The organism is Ramlibacter agri (assembly GCF_012927085.1).
GTDB lineage: Bacteria > Pseudomonadota > Gammaproteobacteria > Burkholderiales > Burkholderiaceae_C > Ramlibacter > Ramlibacter agri.
In genome coordinates, this window is sequence record NZ_JABBFX010000004.1 from 160,927 (window position 1) to 181,038 (window position 20,112).

Below are 20,112 nucleotides of genomic sequence, written 5' to 3' on the forward strand. Positions count from 1 at the left end.
ACAGGTTGAGCGTTGGGCGTTCGGCGTTGGGCGTGTGCCCGGCGCTGGGCACGCTCAACCCTCAACGCTCAACCCAAAACGGAAAATCAAATGGCTATCGTTGAAGTCAAGGTCCCGCAACTGTCCGAATCGGTTGCAGAAGCGACCCTGCTGCAGTGGAAGAAGAAGCCCGGCGAAGCCGTGGCGATGGACGAGATCCTGATCGAGATCGAGACCGACAAGGTCGTGCTCGAAGTCCCCGCGCCCGACTCCGGCGTGCTGGCCGAGATCGTGGTCGCCGACGGCGGCACGGTCACCTCCGACCAGCTGATCGCCAGGATCGACACCGAAGGCAAGGCCGGCGCCGCCGCTCCTGCCGCGGCCGCCGCCGCGCCCGCGCCGTCTGCTGCCGCCCCGGCCCCCGCCGCTGCCGCTGGCGGCGCCAAGGGTGACATCGCCATGCCCGCCGCCGCCAAGCTGATGGCGGACAACAGCCTGGCCGCCGGTTCCGTGGCCGGCACCGGCCGCGACGGCCGCGTGACCAAGGGCGACGTGCTCGGCGCCATCGCCGGTGGCACCGCCGCCAAGGCCGCCGTGGCCGCCCCGGTGGCCGTGCCCGCCGCCGCCCCGCGCGCCGCGCTGCCCCAGGTGGCCGCGCCTGTCGGCGCCCCGAGCCTGGGCGACCGCCCCGAGCAGCGCGTGCCGATGTCGCGCCTGCGCGCCCGCGTCGCCGAGCGCCTGCTGCAGTCGCAGTCCACCAATGCCATCCTGACCACGTTCAACGAAGTGAACATGGCCCCCGTGATGGAGATGCGCAAGAAGTTCCAGGACCAGTTCACCAAGGAACACGGCGTCAAGATCGGCTTCATGTCCTTCTTCGTGAAGGCCGCCGTGCATGCGCTGAAGAAGTACCCGGTGATCAACGCCTCGGTCGACGGCAACGACATCGTCTACCACGGCTACTTCGACATCGGCATCGCGGTGGGTTCGCCGCGCGGCCTGGTGGTGCCGATCCTGCGCAACGCCGACCAGATGTCCTTCGCCGACATCGAGAAGAAAATCGCCGAGTTCGGCCAGAAGGCCAAGGACGGCAAGCTGGGCCTCGAAGAGCTCACCGGCGGCACGTTCTCCATCTCCAACGGCGGCACCTTCGGCTCGATGCTGTCCACGCCCATCATCAACCCGCCGCAATCCGCGATCCTGGGCGTGCACGCCACCAAGGACCGCGCCGTGGTGGAGAACGGCCAGATCGTGGTCCGGCCGATGAACTACCTGGCCATGTCCTACGACCACCGCATCATCGACGGCCGCGAAGCCGTGCTGGGCCTGGTGGCGATGAAGGAAGCGCTGGAAGACCCGGCTCGTTTGCTGTTCGATATCTGAGGCGATCACCATGGCAAAGCAATTTGACGTGATCGTCATCGGCGGCGGTCCCGGCGGCTACATCGCCGCCATCCGCGCGGCGCAACTGGGTTTCAACGCGGCGTGCATCGACGAGTGGAAGAACGACAAGGGCGGCCCCGCCCTGGGCGGCACCTGCACCAACGTCGGCTGCATTCCGTCCAAGGCGCTGCTGCAGTCCTCGGAGCATTACGAGCACGCTTCCAAGCACTTCGCGGACCACGGCATCAACGTGTCCGGCCTGGGCCTGGACGTGGCGAAGATGCTGGGCCGCAAGGACAGCGTCGTGAAGCAGAACAACGACGGCATCCAGTACCTGTTCAAGAAGAACAAGGTCAGCTTCTTCCACGGCCGCGGCTCCTTCGTCAAGGCCGGCGCGGACGGCTACGAGATCAAGGCGGGTGAAGAGACCATCACCGGCAAGCACGTCATCGTCGCCACCGGCTCCAACGCCCGCGCGCTGCCCGGCGTGCCCTTCGACGAGCAGGTCGTGCTGTCCAATGACGGCGCGCTGCGCGTCGGCGCCGTGCCGAAGAAGCTTGTGCTGATCGGCTCCGGCGTGATCGGCCTGGAAATGGGCTCGGTGTGGCGCCGCCTCGGCGCGGAAGTCACCGTGCTGGAAGCGCTGCCCACCTTCCTGGGCGCCGTCGACGAGCAGATCGCCAAGGAAGCCAAGAAGGCTTTCGACAAGCAGGGCCTGAAGATCGAGCTGGGCGTGAAGGTCGGCGACATCGCCAAGACCGCTGCCGGCGTGACGGTGAACTACACCAACGCCAAGGGCGAGGCGCAGAAGATCGAAGCCGACAAGCTGATCGTCTCGATCGGCCGCGTGCCCAACACCATCGGCCTGAACCCCGAGGCCGTGGGCCTGAAGCTCGACGAGCGTGGCGCCATCGTGGTGGACGAAGAGTGCCGCACCAGCCTGCCCAACGTGTGGGCGGTGGGTGACGTGGTGCGCGGCCCGATGCTGGCGCACAAGGCGGAAGAAGAGGGCGTCGCGGTGGCCGAGCGCATTGCCGGCCAGCACGGGCACGTCAACTTCAACACCGTCCCCTGGGTGATCTACACCAGCCCCGAGATCGCGTGGGTGGGCCAGACCGAGCAGCAGCTCAAGGCCGCCGGCGTGCAGTACAAGGCCGGCACCTTCCCGTTCCTGGCCAACGGCCGCGCGCGCGCGCTGGGCGACACGACGGGCATGGTGAAGTTCCTGGCCGATGCCAGGACCGACGAGATCCTCGGCGTGCACATCGTCGGCCCGATGGCCAGCGAGCTGATCTCCGAGGCCGTGGTCGCGATGGAGTTCCGCGCTTCCAGCGAGGACATCGCCCGCATCTGCCACGCGCACCCGTCGCTGTCCGAAGCGACGAAGGAAGCCGCGCTGGCGGTGGACAAGCGGACGCTGAACTTCTAAGTCGGACTGCCGGACGCAAAAAGCGCAAAAGAACGCAAAGATCGCAAAAGGATTCAATGAAAGTCTTTTTTGCGTCCTTTGCGTTCCCTTTGCGTCCTTTGCGACCGGAGGTTCGCCTTTTCCGATGAGCGTCCGCGACGTCTACTACGACGAACTGAAGGCCAGGGGCTACGACAGCGACCCCGCGCAGCTGCGCGGCATCGAAGCGCTGGATCGCTGCGCCACGGAGTGGTCGCAGTACAAGGACCAGCGCTCCAACGCCTTCAAGAAGCTGATCAACCGGCCCTCCATCCCGCGCGGCGTGTACATGTACGGCGGGGTGGGGCGCGGCAAGAGCTTCCTGATGGACTGCTTCTTCCAGGCGGTCCCCATCGTCCGCAAGACGCGGCTGCACTTCCACGAGTTCATGCGCGAGGTGCACCGCGAGCTCGCCGAGCTGCAGGGCACGCAGAACCCGCTGGACGTGCTGGGCGAGCGGATCGCCAGGCGCTACAAGCTGATCTGCTTCGACGAGTTCCACGTCGCCGACATCACCGACGCGATGATCCTGCACCGGCTGCTGGACGCGCTGTTCGACAACGGCGTGGGCTTCGTCACCACGTCCAACTTCCGGCCCGACGACCTCTATCCCAACGGCCTGCACCGCGACCGCATCCTTCCGGCCATCGAGCTGCTGAAGGACAAGCTGGAAGTGATCAGCGTCGACAACGGCACCGACTACCGCCGGCGCACGATGGAGCAGGTGAAGCTGTACCACACGCCGCTGGGCGCGCAGGCCGACGCCGAGATGGACGAAGCTTTCACGCGCCTGGCCGAGGCGCACGACGAGGACCCGGTGCTGCACATCGAGCACCGCGAGATCCGCGCCCGGCGCAAGGCCGGCGGCGTGGTCTGGTTCGACTTCAAGACGCTCTGCGGCGGCCCGCGCTCGCAGAACGACTACCTCGAGATCGCGACGCAGTTCCACACGGTGCTGCTCAGCGACGTGCCGAAGATGTCGGTGCGGCTGGCTTCGGAAGCACGAAGATTTACCTGGCTGGTGGACGTTCTTTACGATCGCCGTGTCAAACTGATCCTGTCCGCGGAAGTGCCGCCGGAGGAGCTGTACACGGAAGGGCCGCTGGCCCATGAATTCCCGCGTACGGTATCCCGCCTCACGGAGATGCAGTCCGCCGAATTCCTCGCCCTCGAGCACCGCGCCGTCGACACCCGCCTCACATGAAAGCCCTTGCTGCCGCCTCGCTCCTGCTGCTGGCCACGCTGCCGGCCCTGGCCCAGGACCGGGACCAGGAGGCCGAGCGCGCCCGCATCAAGCACGAGCGCGACGTGGCGCAGGATCGCTTCGTCACCGAGGAAAAAGCCTGCCGCAAGCACTTTGCCGTCAACGACTGCATCAGCAAGGCCAAGCGCACCCGCGACGATGCGATGGCCGAATTGCGCCGGCAGGAAGTGGCGCTGAACGACGCGGACCGCAAGCGCCGCGAAGAGGAGCGCCAGCGCGCGTACAACGAGAAGTTCACGCCCGAAAAGCAGCAGCAGGAAGGCGACCGGCGCGCCAGGGCGCTGGAGGACAGCGCGCGCCGGCAGAAGGAGTTCGACGAGAACACGGCCAAGCGCGCCACGCAGGAGGCCGACCGCGCGGCGCATCCGCGCGCTCCGAAGGAAGCCAAGGGCGCACCGGGCCCACAGGGCACGCCGCATACCGCGAACCCGGCCACGTCCCAGGCGGACGCCGCCAAGGTTGCCGAGAACCGCGAGAAGTACGAGCAGCGCCAGCAGGAAGCGGCCGAACACCGCAAGGCGGTGGAGGAGCGCAACGCGAAGCGCGCGAAGCCGGCGGCCTCCGCGCTGCCGCCTCCGCCGAACTGACCCGTCGTCATCCCGGGCTTGACCCGGGATCCGTGCCGGCGTGGCGCCGCGCCATGATGGATTGCGGGTCGAGCCCGCAATGACAGATCAGCCCAAAGGCTCCAGCTTCACGATCACCAGCGACAGGTTGTCGCCGCCGCCGTGCGCGCGCGAGCGCGCCTTCTCGATCAGGAATTCCGTCGCTTCGCGCGGCGACAGCGACGACAGCACCGAGCCGAGTTCCTCCGCGTTGAAGTAGTGCCAGACGCCGTCGCTGCAGGCCAGCAGCGTGTCGCCGGGGCGCAGCTGGTCGATGTGGTGCAGGTCGGCGGGCGGGTCGTCTTCCGCGCCCAGGCAGCCCATGAGGATGTTGGACTGCGGGTGCACGTTGGCTTCTTCCTCCGTGAGCTCGCCGCGGTCCACCAGCGTCTGCACGTAGCTGTGGTCCATGGTGCGCTTCACCAGGCGGTTGCTGTGGAAGTGGTAGATGCGCGAGTCGCCCGCATGCACCCAGTAGCACTCGCCGTTGGGGTTGATGATGAAGGCCGCGATGGTGCTGTGCGGCTCCTGCTCGGAGGAGATGGCCGTCAGCTTGATGACCAGGTGCGACTCGTGCACCATCTGCTTGAGCACCGAGGGCGTGTCGTCATGGTCCGGCGAATAGCGCTCGAACAGCTGCTTGCAGGTCATCATGACCTGGTCGCTCGCCTTGCGGCCCCCGCTGCGCCCGCCCATGCCGTCGGCCACCACGCCGAGCACGCACCCGTTGATGCGCGGATGGGTCACGAGCGCGATCTGGTCCTGCTGGTATTCCCGGTCCCCCTTGTGGATGCCGGTCGATGCGGTAAGTCGGTAGCCTTTGCTGCTGCTCATGGGGCTGGCGGACAGGTCCGCTCGATTATTGCTTTCGAAAGACGTATTATCGAATGATCCCGCCGCGGCGCCCGCCTGTTACCTTGGATACCAACCTGCACTCCCCCGAGCGGCGCCTCATCGAGCTTCGCATGGAACATGCCGACCTCGATGCCCTCATCGACCGCGCCAGCGAGCAGCTTCCGCTCGACGAACTGATGCTGCGCCGCCTCAAGAAGCGCCGCCTGGCCCTGCGCGACGAGATCGCCCGCCTCGAACTGGTGCTCGATCCCAAAGAACCCGCGTGATGACGGATTCAGCAGTGGCGTGGCCCGGAAGCCACGCGGAGCCGGGGGAGGGCGTGCCTGCCGTCCCGATGCAGAGCCTCAGCGAACTCGCGCGCAATGCCTTCGTGCCCGGTGGCGTGCTTTCGCGTGCGGCCGAAGCCTTCCGCCCCCGCGGCGGCCAGACCGAGATGGCCATCGCCGTCGCCCGCACGATCGAGCAGGGTGGGGCGCTCGTGGTGGAAGCCGGCACGGGCGTCGGCAAGACCTTCTCCTACCTCGTGCCCGCGCTCCTGAGCGGCGAGCGCGTGCTGATCTCCACCGCCACCAAGACCCTGCAGGACCAGCTGTTCGGCCGCGACCTGCCGCGGCTGGCCGAAGCGCTGGGCCTGCCGGTGCGCATGGCCTTGCTGAAGGGCCGCGGCAGCTACCTGTGCCTGCACCGCATGGAGCTCGCGCGCCAGGACGGGAGCTTCCCGGACCGCAGTGCCTTGCGCACGCTGGCCAAGGTGGAGGAATGGGCGCAGGCCACGCGCACCGGCGACCTGGCGGAAATGACGGGCCTGGACGAGCGCTCGCCGGTCCTTCCCTACATCACCTCCACCCGTGACAACTGCCTGGGCTCGGACTGCCCCAAGTTCCGCCAGTGCCACGTGAACGCGGCGCGCCGCGAGGCGCTTGCCGCGGAAGTGGTCGTGATCAACCACCACCTGTTCTTCGCCGACCTCGCGGTGCGCGAGTCGGGCATGGCGGAACTGCTGCCGACCGTGCGCGTGGTGATCTTCGACGAGGCGCACCAGCTCAATGAAACCGGCGTGCAGTTCCTGGGGCGCCAGGTCGGCACGGGCCAGGTGCTGGATTTCGCGCGCGACATGCTCGGGGCGGGCCTGCAGTTCGCGCGCGGCCTGGTCGATTGGCAACTGCTTGCCGGCGCCACCGAGCGCGCGGCGCGCGACCTGCGCCTGACGATGGGCCGGCTGCCGCCCGGAAGCCGCGTGCGCTGGTCCGACGTCGCGCCGGAAGGCGTGCACGAAGAGACCTGGAACGATGCCCTGGCGCAGCTGGCGGCCGCGCTGGAGCAGGCCGCCGAAGGCTTGGGCACCGTCAGCGAGATGGCGCCGGATTTCGTGCGCCTGCACGAACGCGCGCTCACGTTGCACCGCAGCCTGCATGCCTTCACGCGCGAGCCGGCCGAAGGCGCGGTGCGCTGGGTGGACGCCGGCAACCAGCTGCGGCTGGTGGAGTCGCCGCTGGACATCGCGCAGGCCGTGCAGCAGAAGCTGCTGAAACAGGGCGAGGACCACGATGCGGAGGCCAACCGCCGCAGCTGGATCTTCACCTCCGCCACGCTGGGCGACGATGCGCGCCTGTCCTGGTTCACCGAGCCCTGCGGGCTGGAAGAAGCCGAGGTGCTGCGCGTGGCCAGCCCCTTCGACTATCCGTCGCAGGCGTCGCTCTACGTGCCGCGCCGCTTTCCGCGTCCCAACGAGGCCGGGCACAGCGGCGCCGTCGCGGCGCTGGCCGAACGCGCGGCGCAGCGCCTGGGCGGCCGCACCATGGTGCTCACGACCACCTTGCGCGCGCTGCGCGCCATCGGCGAGCAGTTGCAGGAGCGCTTTGCCGGCAGCCTGGAGCTGGAGATCCTGGTGCAGGGCCAGTGGCCCAAGCGCCGGCTGATCGAACGCTTTCGCGAAGGCGCGTCGGACGGCCGGCCCGGCTGCGTGCTGGTGGCTTCGGCCTCGTTCTGGGAAGGCGTCGACGTGCCGGGCGAAGCGCTGGAGATGGTCATCATCGACAAGCTGCCCTTCCCGCCGCCGGGCGACCCCCTGGTGGAGGCGCGCAGCCAGCGCCTGGAGGCCCAGGGCCGCAGCTCGTTCAACGACTATTCGATCCCGGAAGCGGCGGTGGCGCTGAAGCAGGGCGCCGGCCGCCTGATCCGCCGCGAGACCGACCGCGGGCTGCTGGTGGTGTGCGACACGCGGCTGGTGTCCATGGGCTACGGGCGCCGGCTGCTGGGTGCGCTGCCGCCGATGCGGCGCTTGAACGACGAGGCGGAGTTCGAGCAGGCCCTCGAGGAACTGGCGGCCCGACCCCAATGAAAAAGGGCCGCGAAGCGGCCCTTTCTTCAGCTCACCAGAGCTTCCACCACGGGTCGTCCTTCTTCCTCCCGCCGCGGCTGACGTACTCGCTCTGCGGATAGTTCTTCTCCAGCACGCGCCGCGTGTCGTCACGCAGCTGCGCCATGCCCAGCGCGTCGTAGGAGCGCATCAGGATGTAGAGCGCCTCTTCCAGCGCCGGCACGTCGCGGTAATCCGCCAGCGCGGCCTGCGCGCGGTTGATCGCTGCCACGTAGGCGCCGCGCGTGTAGTAGTAGCGCGCCACGTGCACCTCGTACGCCGCCAGCGAATTGACGATGTACGTCATGCGGGCGCGCGCATCGGGCGTGTACTTGGAGTCCGGGAAGCGCTCCACCAGCTCGCGGAAGGACTCGAACGATTCCTTGGCGGCCTTCTGGTCGCGCTCCGACAGGTCCTGGCGGGACAGGAAGGAGAACGAACCCAGGTTGTCGTTGAAGTTCGTGATGCCCTTCAGGTACAACGCGTAGTCGAGCGCCGGGCTGGCCGGGTGCAGCTTCATGAAGCGATCCAGCGTGGCCTGCGCCTGCGCCGGCTCGCCGGACTTGTAGTAGGCGTAGGCGCGTTCCAGCTGCGCCTGCTGCGCCAGCGGCGTGCCGGCGGCGCGGCCTTCCAGCTTCTCGTACAGTGGAATCGCCTTTTCGTAGGCGCCGGACTCGAGTTCGTCCTTGGCCTCCGAATAAATGCGGTTCGGGCTCCAGTTGGCCGTCTTGTCGTCGTCTTTCGTGGCGCAGCCGGCCAGCACGGCCAGGGCCAGCAGGGCTGGGACCACGGATAATTTACGGCTCAAAACCACGCGCAACTCTCTCTCAGATAGGGCTGAACCATTCTAGCGCACGACCCCCAAGACAATTCGAACGAAGACGTGCTGGAAGAACCCGGCGCCGAAGCGGAAACCCGCGTCTTCACCATTCCCGCGGCCCTGCACCAGCAGCGGCTGGACCGCGCGCTGGCTGCGCTCGTGCCGGAGTTTTCGCGCAGCTACCTGCAGCAGCTGGTGGACGCCGGCGCCGTCAAGCTGGGCGGCGCCGTCGCCGGCAAGCCCTCGCACAAGGTGCGCGCCGGCGACGCGGGCAACATCGAGCTGCGGCCCACGCCCCAGAGCCAGGCTTTCCAGCCGGAGGACATCCCGCTTACGGTGGTGCACGAGGACGCGCACCTGCTGGTGGTCGACAAGCCGGCCGGCCTGGTGGTGCATCCCGCGCCCGGCAACTGGAGCGGCACGCTGCTCAATGCCTTGCTCGCGCGCGACGCCCAGGCTCGCACGCTTCCCCGCGCCGGCATCGTGCATCGCCTGGACAAGGACACCAGCGGCCTGATGGTGGTGGCGCGCACGCGCCAGGCGATGGATGCGCTCGTCGGGCTGATCGCTGCCCGCGAGGTCACGCGCCAGTACCTGGCGCTCGCGCACCGGGAATGGCAGGGCGCGCCGCACCGCCGCATCGAAGGCGCGATCGGACGCGACCCGCGCAACCGCCTGCGGATGGCGGTGGTCGATCCCGAGCGGAATCCGGGCAAGCCGGCCGCCACCGTGGCGGACCTGCTGGATACCACCGCCCAGGGCTGCGCCGTGCGTTGCACGCTGGAGACGGGGCGCACCCACCAGATCCGCGTGCACCTTGCCCACGTCGGCCATCCGCTGCTGGCCGATCCGCTCTACGGCGGGGCGCCGGCGGCGGGCCTGCAGCGCCAGGCCCTGCATGCCTTCCACCTGGCTTTCGCGCATCCGGCCACGGGCGAGCGGCTCAGCTTTTTCGCCCCGCCACCGGCGGACTTGCGGCAGGCGTGGGCAGCCTGGGGCCTGCGTTACAATGAATCCGAATGGCTTGCGAGCCAGCCCGCGGCGGCGCCCTGAAGGCGTGCCCCCCGCGCAAGAGCGCTTCCAGGCGCCTTGCCCCCGGACCCCACCGGACAAACACAAGACCATGACTACGGCGGATGCCCGGCGCGTCCTCGAAACCGCGCTGATCTGCACCCATCAACCGCTGACGGTGCGCGAGCTGCGCGTGCTGTTCGGCGACGAGCTGGGCGCGGACACCATCAAGGAGCTGCTGGGGCAGCTGCAGGACGAATGGGCCCTGCGCGGCGTCGAGCTCGTCTGCGTGGCCAGTGGCTGGCGCTTCCAGAGCCGGCCCGAGATGCGCGAGTACCTCGACCGCCTGCATCCCGAGAAGCCGCCCAAGTACAGCCGGGCCGCCATGGAGACGCTGGCGATCATCGCCTACCGCCAGCCCGTGACGCGTGGCGACATGGAAGACATCCGCGGCGTCACCGTCAACTCGCAGATCCTGAAGCAGCTGGAAGATCGCGGCTGGATCGAGGTGATCGGCCACCGCGAAGCCGTGGGCCGTCCCGGCCTCTACGCCACCACCCGCAATTTCCTGGACGACCTGGGCCTGGCTTCGCTGGACCAGCTGCCGGAGCTGCAGAGCCCGTCACAGCAGGCCGATGTCTTCAGCGCGCTGGAGCGTGGCCTGGGCGAGCAGCCCCCGCTGCCCATCGCCGAAGGCGGCGAGGGCGAATCCGCCGCTTCCGAACCGTCCCCCGAGCTTTCGCTGCCGCTGGAGCCCCTGGCAGCCGAAGACCAGCCGCAGGCCACGCCAGAGATTCCGGAGCCCAGCCGCGGGCCGGACGACGACGGCGCCGACCCGAACGCGGCCCAAGCCATCGAGACCTGAACACCCATGAACGACCCGACCGAAGCCATGGCGCGACGCCCCAACGACGAACCTGCGGCCGAGGACGATCTCCCCGCCGCTGAAGCCCAGCAGGGCGAGGAGCAGGGGGTCGACGACGAGGCGCCCGCTGCGCCCGCGGCTGCCACCGCAGGCCCCGAGCCCGCCGTGCGTTTCGAGGACGTCGTCAGCGGCCGCTTCGACGCCGAGGAGGAGCAGCCCGAGGGCGACCGGCCCAAGCGCGTGCTGGCTCCGCAGCCCGAAACGCCCAAGCTGCACAAGGTGCTCGCCCAGGCCGGCCTCGGCTCGCGGCTGGAGATGGAGCAGCTGATCATGGAAGGGCGGATCTCGGTCAACAACGAGCCCGCCCACATCGGCCAACGCATCCAGTACGGCGATTCGATCAAGGTCAACGGCAAGCCGATCCGCGTGCGCATCGCGCCGCCGCCGCCGCGCGTCATCGCGTACCACAAGCCGGTGGGCGAGGTCGTCACGCACGACGACCCGCAGAACCGCCCCACGGTGTTCCGCAAGCTGCCCAAGCTGCAGCAGGGCAAGTGGCAGTCGGTCGGCCGGCTGGACCTGAACACCGAAGGCCTGCTGCTGTTCACGAGCTCCGGCGAACTGGCCAACAAGCTGATGCACCCGCGCTTCGGCCTGGAGCGCGAGTACGCCGTGCGCGTGCTGGGCGCGCTGAGCTCCGAAGAGCGCCAACGCCTGCTCGATGGCGTCGACCTGGAAGACGGCAAGGCCGGCTTCGGCAGCATCGACGAGGGCGGCGGCGAGGGTTCCAACGTCTGGTACCGCGTGACCATCAGCGAAGGCCGCAACCGCGAAGTGCGCCGGCTGTTCGAGGCGGTGGGCCATGCGGTCAGTCGCCTGATCCGCATCCGCTACGGCGCCATGGTGCTGCCGCGCGGGCTGAAGCGCGGCGCCTGGATGGAGCTGGACGAGCGCGACATCAACTCGCTCGGCGCGGCGGCTGGTGCCGACCTCACGCGCCCGCAGGGCCGCGGCGAGGGCGAAGGCAAGGGCGGCGGCGGGCGCAACAAGCGCCGCGGCGGCACGCGCGGCGACGGTCCGCGGCCGCAGGGCGGTCCGTCGCCCCGGGGCCAGGGCCAAGGGCAGGGCCCGTTCCAGGGTCAAGGCCAAGGCCAGCAGCGCCGCAACAAGGGCGGCGGCGGCCAGCCGGACCCGATGAAGACCTCCGTCGGTGGCAAGCGGGGCGGCGGCGGTGGCGGCGGTGGCGGCGGGGGCGGCGGCGGTGGTGGTGCCGGCGGCGGCCAGCCCGATCCGATGAAGACATCCTTCGGCTACATCGGCGCCGACAGCTTCAACCGCCAGCGCCGCGGTGGCGGCCAGGGTGGTGGAATGGGGGGCGGCGGCATGGGCGGCGGTGGCGGCCAGCGCCGCGGCGGCCAGCGGCGCGGGCGCGGCTAAGCCCCGGGCCATGCATATGTCATGCCCGCAAGCTAGAATTGCGGGCTTTGCCGAACTTTCTTCATCCGGCAAAACCCTAAAGAACGAACCCAGGAAACCCAAATGGCAATCGAACGCACCCTCTCCATCATCAAGCCCGACGCCGTGGCGAAGAACGTGATCGGCCAGATCTACGCGCGCTTCGAAGCCGCCGGCCTGAAGGTCATCGCTGCCCGCATGGCCCACCTGTCGCGGGGCGAAGCCGAGCAGTTCTACGCCGTGCACAAGGAGCGTCCCTTCTTCAAGGACCTGGTGGACTTCATGGTCTCCGGCCCGGTGATGATCCAGGCGCTGGAAGGCGAAGGCGCCATCCTGAAGAACCGTGACCTGATGGGCGCGACCGATCCCAAGAAGGCTGCCCCCGGCACCATCCGCGCCGATTTCGCCGACAGCATCGACGCCAACGCCGTGCACGGCTCCGACGCCGCCGAAACCGCGAAGAACGAAGTCGCCTTCTTCTTCCCGGGCATGAACATCTACTCGCGCTAAGCATGCGATGACGGCCAACCTGCTCGATTACGACCTCGAGGGTCTGGCCGCGTTCTGCGCGTCGCTCGGCGAAAAGAAATTCCGGGCGACCCAGCTGTTCCGCTGGATCCACCAGAAGGGCGCCAGCGACTTCGACCAGATGTCCGACCTGGCCAAGTCGTTGCGCGAAAAGCTCAAAGGCAGCGCCCGGGTCGAGGGCCTGCGCATCATCACGCAGCACGAGTCCGCCGACGGCACGATCAAGTGGCTGTTCGACGTGGGCAACGGCGACGCCGTCGAAGCCGTGTTCATCCCCGAGGACGACCGCGGCACCCTGTGCATCTCCTCCCAGGCCGGCTGCGCCGTCGGCTGCCGCTTCTGCTCCACGGGCCACCAGGGCTTCTCGCGCAACCTCACGACCGGCGAGATCCTCGCCCAGCTCTGGTTCGCCGAGCACTTCCTGCGCGGCCACCTGAAGACGAATGGCGAGCGCGTCATCTCCAACGTGGTGATGATGGGCATGGGCGAACCGCTGCAGAACTATTCGGCCCTGGTGCCGGCTCTTCGCGTGATGCTGGACGACCATGGCTACGGCCTGTCGCGCCGGCGCGTGACGGTGTCGACGTCCGGCGTGGTCCCCATGATCGACCGCCTCGCGCAGGACGTGCCCGTGGCGCTGGCGGTTTCCTTGCACGCGCCCAACGACGAACTGCGCGACAAGCTGGTTCCGCTCAATAAAAAGTACCCGATCGCGGAGCTGCTGGACTCCTGCAACCGCTACCTGGTGCATGCACCGCGCGACTTCATCACCTTCGAGTACTGCATGCTGGACGGGGTCAACGACGAGCCCGAACACGCGCGCGAGCTGGTGAAGCTGGTGCGCAGCCACGGCGGCACCGGCGTGCCGTGCAAGCTGAACCTGATTCCCTTCAACCCCTTTCCAGCCTCGGGGCTGGTGCGTTCGCCGCAACAGCGCGTCCAGGCTTTCGCGAAAATCCTGAGTGATGCTGGTATCGTCACGACCGTGCGCAAGACGCGCGGCGACGACATCGATGCGGCCTGCGGCCAGCTGGCCGGCGACGTCAAGGACCGGACCCGGGTGGGCGAGCGCATCGCGCAGCAGCGCACGGTGATGCTGAAGCCGGTCCCGGTGGATGCCGCGTCCAACGACGAGAGGGGAACATGAGAACGAGCATGGCGTGGGGGCGCCTGCGGGCCGCCTTGCTGCTGGCGGCCACCGCAGGTGGTGTGATGCTGGGGCTGGCGGGCTGCGCCACCCCGAACACGGGGGCCGACCAGGCGAGCGCGAACGACGGGATGGTGACGCCATCCGACGAGCCGGAAAACCGCCGCCGCGCGCGCATCCGGCTGGAGCTGGCCTCCGGCTACTTCGAGGAAGGCAAGACCGAAGTCGCCCTCGACGAGCTGAAGCAGGTCATCTCCATCGATCCCACCTACGCCGAGGCCTTCAACATGCGGGGCCTCATCTACATGCGGATGGGCGACAACCGCCAGGCGGAGGACAGCTTCCGGCGCGCGCTGCAGCTCAATCCGCGCGACGCGAACGTGCAGCACAACTACGGCTGGATGCAGTGCCAGATGGCCCGCTACCCGGAGTCGTTCAAGTCCTTCGAGGCGGCGCTGGCCAACCCCACCTATGGCGGCCGCTCCAAGACCTACCTGGCGCTGGGCATCTGCCAGGCGCGGGCCGGCCTGAAGCCCGAGGCGGAGAAGAGCCTGGCGCGCTCCTACGAGCTCGACGCCGGCAACCCGGTGACCGGCTACAACCTGGCGCAGCTGCTGTACCAGCGCGGCGACTACCAGCGCGCGCAGTTCTACATCCGCCGCCTGAACAACAGCGAGCTGGCCAACGCCGAATCGCTGTGGCTGGGCATCAAGGTGGAACAGCGCATGAACGACCAGGTGGCCATGCAGCAGCTCGGCGAGCAGCTGCGCAAGCGCTTCCCGCAATCGAAGGAACGCCTGTCGCTGGACCGGAGGGCCTTCGATGAGTGAGGCGCCGCTGGAGCCCGGCCAGCAGCCCCAGGGTCCGACCGCCGGCCAGCTGCTGCGCGAAGCCCGTGAAGCCGCCGGCCTGCACGTCGCCACCCTGGCGGCCAACCTCAAGGTGCCGGTGCGCAAGCTCGAGGCGCTGGAAGAGGACCAGTACGACCAGATCGGCGATTCGGTGTTCGTGCGCGCGCTGGCTTCCAGCGTGGCCCGCACGCTGAAGATCGACCCGCAGCCGGTGCTGGAGCGCCTGCCGCAGACCGCCAAGCCGCGCCTCGCGGCCGACCGCGACGGCATCAACGCGCCTTTCAGCGCGCGCGGTGACGCGCCCCGTTCCGGCTGGCTGGACCAGGTCTCGCGCCCGGTGGCCCTGACCGTGGTGGCGCTGCTGCTGGCCGCCGTGGTGCTGATCTTCCTGCCGGTGGCCCAGCGCCACGAGGACGCCAGCCAGGCCGCCAAGAACAACGAACCGGCGATGCCACCCGGCACGCCGGTGGTGATCAATCCGCCGTCGGAGAATCCGCCGGCCGTGGCGGCTTCCGCGCCGCTCACGCCCAGCCCCGCGCTGGCGCCGGTACCTGCCGCTCCCGCGCCGGTCGCCGCCGCGCCGGCCAACGCTACCCCCATGCCGCTGCGCCCGGCTTCGGCCGTTGCGGCCGCGCCCGCACGATCGGCATCGGTGCCGGCCGCTGCTGCCTCGGCTCCCGTGGCCAAGGCTGCCGTGCCTGCCGCACCGGCCGCGAGCGGCCCGGCCGCCTCCGGCGCGCCGATCGCCGCCAAGGGCATCGTCACATTCCGCGCCAAGGGCAGCTCCTGGGTCCAGGTGACCGACGCCCACGGCACGCCCGTGCTGCGCAAGCTGCTGGAAGCCGGCGAGACCGCCGGCGCCAGCGGCGCGCTGCCGCTGTCCGTCACCGTGGGCAGCGTGGAGCAGACGGAGGTGGAGGTGCGCGGCAAGCCCTACAACCTGCAGCCCGTGTCGCACGACAACGTGGCCCGTTTCCAAGTGAATTGAATGCCTGAGAACTGCCTGCCCATCGAACCTGCCGCACCCGCGGCGCGCCGCTCCGTCCAGGCCCGCGTGGCCTGGGGCTCGCGCGTGGTCACGGTGGGCGGCGACGCGCCGGTGCGCGTGCAGTCCATGACCAACACCGACACCGTGGATGCCATCGGCACCGCGATCCAGGTGAAGGAACTGGCGCTGGCCGGCAGCGAGCTGGTGCGCATCACCGTCAACACGCCGGAGGCGGCGCAGCAGGTCCCGTACATCCGCGAGCAGCTCGATCGCATGGGCATCGACGTGCCCCTGATCGGCGACTTCCACTACAACGGCCACCGGCTGCTGACCGAGTTCCCGGACTGCGCCCAGGCGCTGTCCAAGTACCGCATCAACCCCGGCAACGTGGGCAAGGGCGACAAGAAGGACCGCCAGTTCGCGCAGATGATCGAGGCCGCCCTGAAGTGGGACAAACCGGTGCGCATCGGCGTCAACTGGGGCAGCCTGGACCAGGAGCTGCTCGCCCAGCTGATGGACGACAACGCGAAGCGGGCCCAGCCCTGGGACGCGAAGTCGGTGATGTACGAAGCGCTCATCACCTCCGCGATCCAGTCGGCCCAACTTGCTGAAGAACTGGGCATGCGCCACGAGCAGGTGCTGCTGTCCTGCAAGGTCAGCGGCGTGCAGGACCTCATTTCCGTCTACCGGGAGCTCGCGCGCCGCTGCGACTACCCGCTGCACCTGGGCCTGACCGAAGCCGGCATGGGCACCAAGGGCACGGTGGCGTCCGCCGTGGCCATGGGCATCCTGCTGCAGGAAGGCATCGGCGACACCATCCGCGTGTCGTTGACGCCGCAGCCGGGCGAGTCGCGCACGCAGGAGGTGGTCATCGCCTCCGAGATCCTGCAGTCGCTGGGCCTGCGCAGCTTCGTGCCGAGCGTCACCGCCTGCCCGGGCTGTGGCCGCACGACCAGCACCACCTTCCAGGAACTCGCCAAGCAGATCGACGATTTCCTGCGCGCCCAGATGCCGGTCTGGCGCGCCAAGTACCCGGGCGTGGAAAAGATGAAGGTGGCCGTGATGGGCTGCATCGTCAACGGCCCGGGCGAGAGCAAGCATGCCGACATCGGCATCAGCCTGCCCGGCACCGGCGAGGCGCCCGCGGCGCCCGTCTTCATCGACGGCCAGAAGGCCCTGACTCTTCGCGGCGAGAACATCGCGCGCGAGTTCCACGCGATCGTCGAGAACTACATCGAGAAGCGTTTCGGCCAGCTTGCCGAACACGCCTGAGCGACATGACCATTGAGAACAACACCGCCGCGAAGAAGGCGGAGAAGCTCGTTGCCGTCAAGGGCATGAACGACATCCTGCCGCCCTCCGTGCCGCGCACGGAGAAGCTGCCGGATTCGGCCCTGTGGCAATGGTTCGAAACCAGCGTGCGCCAGGTGATGGCGAGCTACGGCTACCAGTACCTGCTGACGCCCATCGTCGAACCGACCGCGCTGTTCGTGCGCGGCCTGGGCGAGGTGACGGACATCGTGGAGAAGGAGATGTACTCCTTCACCGATTCCATGAACGGCGACAAGCTGACGCTGCGGCCGGAGGCCACGGCCGGCATCGTGCGCGCGATGAACGAGCACAACGCGCTGTACAACGGCCCGCTGCGCCTGTGGACCATCGGCGCGATGTTCCGCCACGAGCGGCCGCAGAAGGGCCGCTACCGTCAGTTCCACCAACTGGACGTCGAGGCGCTGGGCTACGCCGGCCCGGACGTCGACGCCGAGATGATCCTGATGGCGCGCAGCCTGTGGCGCGCGCTGGGCCTGGTCGAAGGCCAGCACGTGCGGCTGGAGATCAACAGCCTGGGCCAGCCCGAGGAGCGCAAGCAGCACCGCGATGCGCTGGTGGCCTACTTCGGCCAGCACCAGGAGCAGCTGGACGAGGATTCGCAGCGGCGCCTGCACACGAACCCGCTGCGCATCCTGGACAGCAAGAACCCGGCGATGCAGGCCCTGATCGAGGGCGCGCCCAGGCTGATGGACTTCCTGGGTGAAGCCTCGCGCGCGCACTTCGACGCCGTCCGTGCCGTGCTGGATGCCGTGGGCCTGGAATATCGCGTCAACACGCGCCTGGTGCGCGGCATGGACTACTACAACCTCACCGTGTTCGAGTGGGTGACCGACCAGCTTGGCTCCCAGGGCACGGTGTGCGGCGGCGGCCGCTACGACGGCCTGATCGGCCAGCTGGGTGGCAAGCCGGCGCCGGCCGTGGGCTTCGGCCTGGGCATCGAGCGCCTGCTGCTGCTGCTGCAGGAACTGAAGCTGCCCGTGCCGGACGCCGCGCCCCACGCGTATGCCGTCGTGCCGCCCGGCACGCCGCTGCCGCCGGTGATGGCGCTGCTGGAGCAGTTGCGCGCCGCCGGGGTGCGGGTGCAGCAGCACGCCGGCGGAGCCGATGGCCCCGGCAGCTTCAAGTCGCAGTTCAAGAAGGCGGACGCCAGCGGCGCCCGTTTCGCATTGATCTTCGGCGGCGACGAACTGGCGCAGGGCCAGGTTTCCGTCAAGCCGCTGCGCGGCGGCGAGCAGGTGCTGCGGCCGCTGGCAGACGTTTCTTCCTGGGCGACCAGCCTCCTGTAGGCTGGCCCTCGTAGGCTGGGTTGCGCGCAGCGCACCCCAGCTCCCCCGTGGCCGGGGCCGGCTGGCGTCGAACCCAGCCTACAATCCCCGCCCAAACAGAGCAGCAACGATGGCACGACATCTCGATCTCGAAGAACAGGAACAGCTTGACCAGCTCAAGCACTTCTGGAACCAGTACGGCAACCTGATCACCTGGGTCCTGATTGCCGTGTTCGGGTCCTTTGCCGCCTGGAACGGCTGGCAGTACTGGCAGCGCCACCAGGGCGTGCAGGCCGCGGCCTTGTACGACGAGGTCGACAAGGCCGCCACGGCCGGCGACACCGCGCGCCTGCAGCAGGCGGTGAAGGACATCGAGGACAAGTTCGGCCGCACCGCCTACGCCGCGCAGGCCGCGCTGCTGGACGCCAAGGTGTTCGCCGAGAAGGGCCAGTCCGACCAGGCCAAGGCCGCCTTGCAATGGGCCGCAACCAACGCCAAGGACGAGGGCTACCAGGCTGTCGCACGCCTGCGCCTGGCCTCGCTGCTGGCCGATGCCAAGAACTACGACGAAGCGCTGAAGCAGCTTTCGGGCAGCTTCCCGAAGCAGTTCGAAGCGCTGGCGGCCGACCGCCGCGGCGACATCTACCGCCTGCAGGGCAAGAACGCCGAGGCCAAGGCCGAATACACCAAGGCCTGGCAGGGCCTGGCCGGCACCGACTACCGCACCCTCGTCGAGGTCAAGCTCACCGCGCTGGGCGTCGACGTGCAGAGCCTGAAGCCGGCGGAAAGCGCCAAGTCATGAGGACGGCGGCTCGCCTCCTCGTCGCGGGCGCGGCGCTGGCCGTCCTGGCCGGTTGCTCCTCGATGCCCAGCTGGATGCCGTTCACGGGCTCGGTGGAAAAACCGCAGCCGGCCGAACTGCAGCCCAACCCGAACCTGATGGGCGTGCGCCAGTCCTGGAGCGCGCGCGTTGCCGGCGTCGACTTCCCGCTGGCGGTGGCCGTGAACGGCAACCAGGCCACCGTGGCCGGCGCCGACGGCACCGTGCTCGCGCTCGACGCCGACAGCGGCCGCGAACTGTGGCGCGCCAGCGCCGGCGGCCCGCTGGCCGCGGGCGTGGGCAGCGACGGCAGCACCGCCGCCGTCATCACCCGTGCCAACGACCTGGTCGCCTTCGACGGTGGCAAGCAGGCCTGGCGCCAGCGGCTCACCGCACTGTCCTTCACCGCGCCGCTGGTCGCGGGCAAGCGCGTGTTCGTGCTGGGCGCCGACCGCTCGGTCTCCGCTTTCGACGGCGCTACTGGCAAGCGGCTGTGGAGCCAGGCGCGCCCCGGCGAGCCGCTGGTGCTGCGCGAGGCCGGAGTGATGCTGGCCGTGGGCGACACGCTGGTCGTGGGGCAGGGCGGCCGCCTGGCGGGCCTCAACCCGCTGAACGGCACCGTCCGCTGGGAAGCGCCGATCGCGACGCCGCGCGGCATCAACGACGTCGAACGCCTGGTCGACCTGGTGGGCCGCGCCAGCCGCGTCGGCGACACGGTGTGCGCCCGAGCCTTCCAGGCGGCCGTGGGCTGCGTGGACGCCAGCCGCGGCACGCTGGTCTGGACGCAGCGCGCCACCGGCAGCGAGGGCCTGGCCGGCGATCCGGCCAATGTCTTCGGCACCGAATCGGACGGCAAGGTCGTGGCCTGGAAACGCGACAGCGGCCAGCGCGCCTGGACCAACGAGAAGCTGCTGCACCGTGGCCTGGGCACCCCCTTCGCCCTGGGCCGCTCCGTGGTCGTCGGCGACGACTTCGGCTACGTGCACATGCTTTCGCGCGAGGACGGTTCGCTGCTGAACCGCCTCAGCACCGACGGCTCGGCCATCGCCGCCGCCCCGGTGCTGGCCGGCAACACGCTCGTTGTGGTGACCCGCAACGGCGGCATCTTCGGGTTCACCCCGCAATAAGGTAGAGAGTT

At 69.1% G+C, this 20,112-nt stretch carries 19 protein-coding genes; 17 read left to right on the forward strand and 2 right to left on the reverse strand.

Features of this window, described 5'->3' with window-relative positions:
- Positions 1 to 90: 90 nt before the first annotated feature.
- The 4 genes from odhB to HHL11_RS30630 all read left to right on the forward strand — a co-directional run bounded on the left by odhB (position 91) and on the right by HHL11_RS30630 (position 4,660).
- A complete protein-coding gene (odhB, locus tag HHL11_RS30615) occupies positions 91 to 1,362 on the forward strand; it encodes a 2-oxoglutarate dehydrogenase complex dihydrolipoyllysine-residue succinyltransferase (protein ID WP_169422424.1) in 1,272 nt (423 codons plus the stop codon).
- A gap of 10 nt (positions 1,363 to 1,372) precedes the next feature.
- On the forward strand, positions 1,373 to 2,791 hold the full coding sequence (gene lpdA / locus HHL11_RS30620) for a dihydrolipoyl dehydrogenase (protein WP_169422425.1): 1,419 nt from the start codon (positions 1,373 to 1,375) through the stop codon (positions 2,789 to 2,791).
- A gap of 124 nt (positions 2,792 to 2,915) precedes the next feature.
- A complete protein-coding gene (gene zapE, locus HHL11_RS30625; RefSeq protein ID WP_169422426.1) occupies positions 2,916 to 4,013 on the forward strand; it encodes a cell division protein ZapE in 1,098 nt (365 codons plus the stop codon).
- Positions 4,010 to 4,660 (forward strand): hypothetical protein, encoded by a 651-nt coding sequence (locus HHL11_RS30630; protein WP_169422427.1) that lies wholly within the window; start codon positions 4,010 to 4,012, stop codon positions 4,658 to 4,660. The genes zapE and HHL11_RS30630 overlap by 4 nt, the downstream gene beginning before the upstream one ends.
- A gap of 87 nt (positions 4,661 to 4,747) precedes the next feature.
- Here the strand turns inward: HHL11_RS30630 and HHL11_RS30635 are convergent, their stop codons facing one another.
- Complete coding sequence (locus HHL11_RS30635; RefSeq protein ID WP_169422428.1) at positions 4,748 to 5,512, reverse strand: PP2C family protein-serine/threonine phosphatase; 765 nt, start codon at positions 5,510 to 5,512, stop codon at positions 4,748 to 4,750.
- Between the two features lie 83 nt (positions 5,513 to 5,595).
- On the opposite strand from HHL11_RS30635, the gene HHL11_RS30640 reads away from it, so the two are divergent.
- Both HHL11_RS30640 and yoaA read left to right on the forward strand, forming a co-directional pair.
- Positions 5,596 to 5,799, forward strand: coding sequence for a YdcH family protein (locus HHL11_RS30640; protein WP_169422429.1), 204 nt, complete (start codon positions 5,596 to 5,598; stop codon positions 5,797 to 5,799).
- Positions 5,800 to 5,867: 68 nt separating this feature from the next.
- Entirely contained in the window at positions 5,868 to 7,874 is a 2,007-nt protein-coding gene (yoaA, locus tag HHL11_RS30645) for a DNA repair helicase YoaA (protein ID WP_240980512.1), read from the forward strand.
- A gap of 31 nt (positions 7,875 to 7,905) precedes the next feature.
- Here yoaA and HHL11_RS30650 read toward each other — a convergent pair whose 3' ends face one another.
- On the reverse strand, positions 7,906 to 8,682 hold the full coding sequence (locus HHL11_RS30650) for an outer membrane protein assembly factor BamD (RefSeq protein WP_425355230.1): 777 nt from the start codon (positions 8,680 to 8,682) through the stop codon (positions 7,906 to 7,908).
- Positions 8,683 to 8,775: 93 nt separating this feature from the next.
- Between HHL11_RS30650 and HHL11_RS30655 the strand changes: the two genes are divergently transcribed.
- The 11 genes from HHL11_RS30655 (at position 8,776) to bamB (ending at position 20,101) form a co-directional block, all read left to right on the forward strand.
- The gene (locus tag HHL11_RS30655; protein ID WP_169422431.1) at positions 8,776 to 9,765 is read left to right on the forward strand and encodes an RluA family pseudouridine synthase; all 990 of its coding nucleotides are present in this window, start codon (positions 8,776 to 8,778) and stop codon (positions 9,763 to 9,765) included.
- A 70-nt stretch (positions 9,766 to 9,835) separates the two neighbouring features.
- Positions 9,836 to 10,588 carry an SMC-Scp complex subunit ScpB gene (gene scpB, locus HHL11_RS30660; RefSeq protein ID WP_169422432.1) on the forward strand — a complete coding sequence of 251 codons (753 nt, stop codon included), beginning with the start codon at positions 9,836 to 9,838 and terminating at the stop codon, positions 10,586 to 10,588.
- 6 nt (positions 10,589 to 10,594) lie between these two features.
- Positions 10,595 to 12,025, forward strand: coding sequence for a pseudouridine synthase (locus HHL11_RS30665; protein ID WP_169422433.1), 1,431 nt, complete (start codon positions 10,595 to 10,597; stop codon positions 12,023 to 12,025).
- Between the two features lie 102 nt (positions 12,026 to 12,127).
- A complete protein-coding gene (ndk, locus tag HHL11_RS30670; protein WP_169422434.1) occupies positions 12,128 to 12,553 on the forward strand; it encodes a nucleoside-diphosphate kinase in 426 nt (141 codons plus the stop codon).
- A 7-nt stretch (positions 12,554 to 12,560) separates the two neighbouring features.
- Positions 12,561 to 13,718, forward strand: coding sequence for a dual-specificity RNA methyltransferase RlmN (gene rlmN / locus HHL11_RS30675; protein WP_169422435.1), 1,158 nt, complete (start codon positions 12,561 to 12,563; stop codon positions 13,716 to 13,718).
- Entirely contained in the window at positions 13,715 to 14,548 is an 834-nt protein-coding gene (pilW, locus tag HHL11_RS30680; protein WP_240980508.1) for a type IV pilus biogenesis/stability protein PilW, read from the forward strand. Before rlmN ends, pilW begins: the two co-directional genes overlap by 4 nt.
- Entirely contained in the window at positions 14,541 to 15,557 is a 1,017-nt protein-coding gene (locus HHL11_RS30685; protein ID WP_169422436.1) for a helix-turn-helix domain-containing protein, read from the forward strand. The genes pilW and HHL11_RS30685 overlap by 8 nt, the downstream gene beginning before the upstream one ends.
- Positions 15,558 to 16,829, forward strand: coding sequence for a flavodoxin-dependent (E)-4-hydroxy-3-methylbut-2-enyl-diphosphate synthase (ispG, locus tag HHL11_RS30690; protein WP_169422437.1), 1,272 nt, complete (start codon positions 15,558 to 15,560; stop codon positions 16,827 to 16,829). It abuts the gene before it with no gap.
- 5 nt (positions 16,830 to 16,834) lie between these two features.
- Positions 16,835 to 18,175 carry a histidine--tRNA ligase gene (gene hisS / locus HHL11_RS30695; protein ID WP_169422438.1) on the forward strand — a complete coding sequence of 447 codons (1,341 nt, stop codon included), beginning with the start codon at positions 16,835 to 16,837 and terminating at the stop codon, positions 18,173 to 18,175.
- Positions 18,176 to 18,284: 109 nt separating this feature from the next.
- A complete protein-coding gene (locus tag HHL11_RS30700) occupies positions 18,285 to 18,956 on the forward strand; it encodes a YfgM family protein (protein ID WP_169422439.1) in 672 nt (223 codons plus the stop codon).
- Positions 18,953 to 20,101 (forward strand): outer membrane protein assembly factor BamB, encoded by a 1,149-nt coding sequence (gene bamB / locus HHL11_RS30705; protein ID WP_169422440.1) that lies wholly within the window; start codon positions 18,953 to 18,955, stop codon positions 20,099 to 20,101. The genes HHL11_RS30700 and bamB overlap by 4 nt, the downstream gene beginning before the upstream one ends.
- The last annotated feature ends 11 nt before the right edge of the window (positions 20,102 to 20,112 follow it).

Excerpts from the sequence above, each read along its gene's own strand:
- odhB (WP_169422424.1), top strand. The coding sequence starts at position 91 with ATGGCTATCGTTGAAGTCAAGGTCCCGCAACTGTCCGAATCGGTTGCA.
- lpdA (WP_169422425.1), top strand. The coding sequence starts at position 1,373 with ATGGCAAAGCAATTTGACGTGATCGTCATCGGCGGCGGTCCCGGCGGC.
- zapE (WP_169422426.1), top strand. The coding sequence starts at position 2,916 with ATGAGCGTCCGCGACGTCTACTACGACGAACTGAAGGCCAGGGGCTAC.
- HHL11_RS30630 (WP_169422427.1), top strand. The coding sequence starts at position 4,010 with ATGAAAGCCCTTGCTGCCGCCTCGCTCCTGCTGCTGGCCACGCTGCCG.
- HHL11_RS30635 (WP_169422428.1), bottom strand. The coding sequence starts at position 5,512 with ATGAGCAGCAGCAAAGGCTACCGACTTACCGCATCGACCGGCATCCAC.
- yoaA (WP_240980512.1), top strand. The coding sequence starts at position 5,868 with ATGCAGAGCCTCAGCGAACTCGCGCGCAATGCCTTCGTGCCCGGTGGC.
- scpB (WP_169422432.1), top strand. The coding sequence starts at position 9,836 with ATGACTACGGCGGATGCCCGGCGCGTCCTCGAAACCGCGCTGATCTGC.
- HHL11_RS30665 (WP_169422433.1), top strand. The coding sequence starts at position 10,595 with ATGAACGACCCGACCGAAGCCATGGCGCGACGCCCCAACGACGAACCT.
- ndk (WP_169422434.1), top strand. The coding sequence starts at position 12,128 with ATGGCAATCGAACGCACCCTCTCCATCATCAAGCCCGACGCCGTGGCG.
- rlmN (WP_169422435.1), top strand. The coding sequence starts at position 12,561 with ATGACGGCCAACCTGCTCGATTACGACCTCGAGGGTCTGGCCGCGTTC.
- pilW (WP_240980508.1), top strand. The coding sequence starts at position 13,715 with ATGAGAACGAGCATGGCGTGGGGGCGCCTGCGGGCCGCCTTGCTGCTG.
- HHL11_RS30685 (WP_169422436.1), top strand. The coding sequence starts at position 14,541 with ATGAGTGAGGCGCCGCTGGAGCCCGGCCAGCAGCCCCAGGGTCCGACC.
- ispG (WP_169422437.1), top strand. The coding sequence starts at position 15,558 with ATGCCTGAGAACTGCCTGCCCATCGAACCTGCCGCACCCGCGGCGCGC.
- hisS (WP_169422438.1), top strand. The coding sequence starts at position 16,835 with ATGACCATTGAGAACAACACCGCCGCGAAGAAGGCGGAGAAGCTCGTT.
- HHL11_RS30700 (WP_169422439.1), top strand. The coding sequence starts at position 18,285 with ATGGCACGACATCTCGATCTCGAAGAACAGGAACAGCTTGACCAGCTC.
- bamB (WP_169422440.1), top strand. The coding sequence starts at position 18,953 with ATGAGGACGGCGGCTCGCCTCCTCGTCGCGGGCGCGGCGCTGGCCGTC.